Raw genomic sequence first — 4,276 nt, 5'->3', positions numbered from 1 at the left:
TCACTGGAGTTGCAGGATCATCTTATAGAGTAAAAGTGGCATTATTGAATAATGGGGTTTGGAGTTCTTATGGATCAGTATGTAACGTAACGTTACCAGGTACTGCACCAACGACTAGACAAGAAGTTGTAGAGGAGGATGTTACAAGTAAAGTAATCTTTACAGTTAAAGGATATCCAAATCCATATACATCTTACTTCACATTATCGTTGGATAGTCCAAGCGATGCTATGATTCAAGTACGAGTATTTGATATGACAGGTAAACTAATCGAAGATAGAGAAGTGGCGCCGTCAGCATTAGAGAGCTTACAACTGGGATCAGAATGGTCACGTGGAGTTTACAATGTAATTGTAACACAAGACGACCAAGTGAAAACCATACGAATGGTTAAACAAGAGTAGTGATAAATGTATAGTGCTCAACGCACAAAACACACTTCATTATAAACAAGAGGAGGCTGTCGTAAGACAGCCTCTTTTTTTGTATTAGTAATTTTTAAATTGTATTAAGTTTTTTTCTTTGAAATAAATTTTCTCGTTATTAATTTGTTAATTTGACAAAAAAGTAGTTATGAAAAAAGTAAGTTTGTTTTTTATTTTGTTTTTTACTTTGCATTCAATGGGTCAAAACCAATCCTTTTCCTTTACAAGTAAAGGTTTGACTCCATTTATAAATGAAGAATTCCAAAACAAAGACCGTAATGAATTGTATGAAAAAACTTTAAATTGGCTTATTATTAATAAGCAAAAAGCGAAAATTTTTGTAAAGGAAACAAAAGAAAAGGAATCTATTTTGATTGAATTCATAAAATCAAAAATATTATGTGATAAATACCAAGAAGTTTTACATTGTTATGATGTTAAATCTACCCTATTATTGTCTTTTTTTAATGGTAGTTACAAGTTTGAGATTGTTAAAGTTGAGTTGTTCACTCCCTCTGAAAATAGGTGGGTTAATTTTCCATTGGAAGCGGATCATCAAAATAAATATTTTAAAAAAAATGGCAACATACATAGCCGATATAAACTCTATCCTAGTACTATTTCAAGTATTTTTAATTCATTTAATGAAAATTTGAAAAACTATATAGTTAATTCAAAGTAAGTTATATAGAGTCGTTGCGCATGAATTGAAACGCTGATGAATTAGATTTGCTTGCACAAAATGCTAATAGTGGCGGATATTTTACACAAAGTAGTACTAAGTTTTGCAAAGAGTTACACGGAGTTTTTTTGTCCCGAAGCTTCGGGATGTATTGCATTGAGAGAGTACCGCAGAGACGTTTCACTTATCAAAGTTTTCTGAACCCTAGTTTGTTATGTTGGTAACCATATCTTGAATAAATGATTGAGGATTGAAGAGGAACGATTTATGATTTGGATTTTCGGAACACAGATTGAAGAAATTGAAATAATTTATAAAATTTTTAATCAAAGCTAAATTTCTTAGAAGGTATTGTCCCATCGAGGTCACGATAGCTATCAGGAATAGTGGTGTAACTAATTTCAATCGAAAACCTATAAAAAACAATAATTCTATAGAAGGATTGTCCCCTTGAGGGGACTTTAGGGGTGTAACTATTCCGACCCTGCGGAATTTAGGGCTGTAGCATAATTCAACTAAAACAATAAAGATAAACACATAAATTAGTACTCTTAGTGTCCATAGTGCCTTCCTTGAACACCCAGTGGTTAAACACCAAATTCAATTGAAAACCATACAAATCAAATCACCTTAGAGGGATTGTCCACTCGAGATCCCGATAGCTGTCGGGAACAGTGGTGGAGCTAATTTCAATTGAAAACCTAAAAAAACAATAATTCTATTAAAGGATTGTCCCCTTGAGGTCCCAATAGTTATCGGGATTAGGGGTGTAACAAATATCAACTGAAAACTGATAAAAACCTTCCCACCCAGTTTGTCATGCTGCCAAGCATCTCTTGAACAAGTGAAGTTTTTTTAGAACCCAGATAAATCGGTTAAAACTGATGGTTGCGTTTTTTGGAATCTAAGCCACTGTAACATGAACACTACTTACTGACCACTGGTCACTAACAAACCACCCTTGAAGGCACAGGTTCTATTGGTTTTAATGAAAAAAAGTAATACCACCTCCGTCACTTCGATTTTTTTTATAAAATTGCCCAAGCTATTTTATAAAAAAATGTATCGAGAACTACTGAAAACAAATCTCAAAATACTTAAATCTATTATTCAATACCATTTGCCTTCGATTACTTCATACAACCACATCAGTAGTTCAATAGAAATCATAATAACAAATCGTCTAAACGTTGGCTGAGGCTCTCGAAGCCACCGTTAACTGACCACTAATTACTGACCACTGACCACTAACAAAAAAGCCCGTACCTTGCGATACGGACTTCATCAATTACAATCCCAATGGGGTAGGAACTTTAAACCACCTCCATCAAATACAACACATTATGTGAGTTATTTTTCAGCGGATACTGAACGCCATTCAATTCCTGAAAAAATTCAATCAAGAAATAATAAAAAGTACTTCCAGTACCTCCTGGCATTCCACTTGGAGTAAGAGTTAAACTTAAAGACCCGTCAACCAAAGCAAAATTCTCCTTCGGGCTGTAAGTGGTACCATAATTCTCCAATTCAAAATCTACTGAAGCCACCGAAACACTAAAACTAGCATGAGTAGCTCCTTGTGGTAAACTCAAATTAGTAGCAGGATTAAAGTTAGTAATACTAACTTCACCTGTGGTTGTATCTAATTCATACTGCGATCTGAAAACAGAATTGAAAGGCGAATTCAAATTGAAATCAAACCCACGAAGTGCTTGTTTACCCTCGTCACTAGCAATACCAATCCATACTTTTCGGTCACCACGTGGAGAAGTAAAATCCAAATTCTTTATACGACTCATCGCTTGCGACATCCTACTGCTAACGCGATAATCTTTAGCTAAAGACAATAAATTAGCTACCGATTTTCGCATTAATTGTCCCATTTTGGCATTATGCCCAAACTCCGAACCATTCTCTCTTGTTCGTTGAAAGGCAGGGTCATTCTTAATCCGACTCTTATCAATCCCACCTTTTTTTCGAATCAACAATCCATCCTTAGATTTATAAAAAGACATGCCTTGTAAAGTCCCTTTAATCTCAAAAATCCCATCAAACTTTGCCATTAGTTGCTCTTGTTTAAAATTAATACTGTGAAGTCATTACTTCTTTTGGATCCTCTAACTGCGGAACGCGATTTCTGAAACCCCGTTTCCTGTGTGTAAAATACATTTTTCATTTTGTAAAATTTTAGATGAAAACCAAAACCGTTGCGCACCCAATCTTGCCTTCCAACACTCCAAAACTATAGCATAAAACAACACCTCAAGAAAACTAGGTGTGTATAGTGTAAAACATTACATTACAATACTTTGAATTGAAAATATTACACCAATATCAAGAAAAATAGAGTAAAGTGTAAAAATTACAGTAAAGTGGAGAAAACAGCTCCTAAAAACCTAAAAATACAATAATTCTATAGAAGGATTTCCCCTTGAGGGGACTTCAGGGGTGTAAAAATGTTGAACTAAAAACAATAAAAATAAATAAATACATAAATTAGTGCTCTTTGTGCCTTTCTTGTGCACCTAGTGGTTAAACACCAAATTCAACTGAAACTCATACAATTCAAATCACCTTAGAAGGATTGTCTCCTCGAGGGGACTCTAGGGGGTGTAAAGAAGTCCAACTGGAAAACTTAAAAATATAAAATTCAATCGCAGGATTGTCCCCTCGAGGGGGGACTCTAGGGGTGTAAAAAACGTTCAACTGAAATGCAAAAATTAAATTTCTATAGCAGGATTGTCCACTCGAGAGCCTATTCCGTAACTCGCAAGTTCCGACCCTTCGGAATTTAGAGGTGTAAAGAAGTCCAATTGGAAAATCTTCAAAATATAAAATTCAATCGCAGGATTGTCCCCTCGAGGGGACTTTAGGGGTGTAGCATAATCCAACTGAAATACATAAAAATAAGCATATAAATTAGTACTCTTACTGCCCTTAGTGCCTTCCTTGTGCACCTAGTGGTTAAACACCAAATTCAACTGAAAACCATACAAATCAAATTACCTTAGAAGGATTGTCTCCTCGAGGTCCCGATAGCTATCGGGAACAGGGGTATAAAAAACTCAACTGAAAACTAAAAGAATAATAATTCAATAGTAGAATTGTCCCCTTGAGGGGACTTTAGGGGTGTAGCATAATCCAACTGAAATACATAAAAATAAGCATA

3 protein-coding genes are annotated in these 4,276 nt (G+C 34.9%); 2 read left to right on the top strand and 1 reads right to left on the bottom strand.

Annotated elements, in window-relative coordinates:
* Nucleotides 1–404: T9SS type A sorting domain-containing protein (locus Q0075_RS03370; RefSeq protein WP_297868281.1), on the top strand; the 404-nt coding region annotated here is incomplete at its 5' end.
* A gap of 169 nt (nucleotides 405–573) precedes the next feature.
* The gene (locus tag Q0075_RS03365) at nucleotides 574–1,107 is read left to right on the top strand and encodes a hypothetical protein (protein ID WP_297868280.1); all 534 of its coding nucleotides are present in this window, start codon (nucleotides 574–576) and stop codon (nucleotides 1,105–1,107) included.
* A 1,313-nt stretch (nucleotides 1,108–2,420) separates the two neighbouring features.
* Here Q0075_RS03365 and Q0075_RS03360 read toward each other — a convergent pair.
* Nucleotides 2,421–3,170 carry a hypothetical protein gene (locus Q0075_RS03360; protein ID WP_297868279.1) on the bottom strand — a complete coding sequence of 250 codons (750 nt, stop codon included), beginning with the start codon at nucleotides 3,168–3,170 and terminating at the stop codon, nucleotides 2,421–2,423.
* Between the last annotated feature and the right edge of the window lie 1,106 nt (nucleotides 3,171–4,276).

It is taken from the genome of uncultured Flavobacterium sp. (genome assembly GCF_937967675.1).
GTDB lineage: Bacteria > Bacteroidota > Bacteroidia > Flavobacteriales > Flavobacteriaceae > Flavobacterium.
The sequence above is the reverse complement of the archived record's forward strand: the minus strand, read 5'-3'. Positions and strand labels throughout refer to the sequence as shown.

Excerpts from the sequence above, each read along its gene's own strand:
- Q0075_RS03365 (WP_297868280.1), top strand. The coding sequence starts at position 574 with ATGAAAAAAGTAAGTTTGTTTTTTATTTTGTTTTTTACTTTGCATTCA.
- Q0075_RS03360 (WP_297868279.1), bottom strand. The coding sequence starts at position 3,170 with ATGGCAAAGTTTGATGGGATTTTTGAGATTAAAGGGACTTTACAAGGC.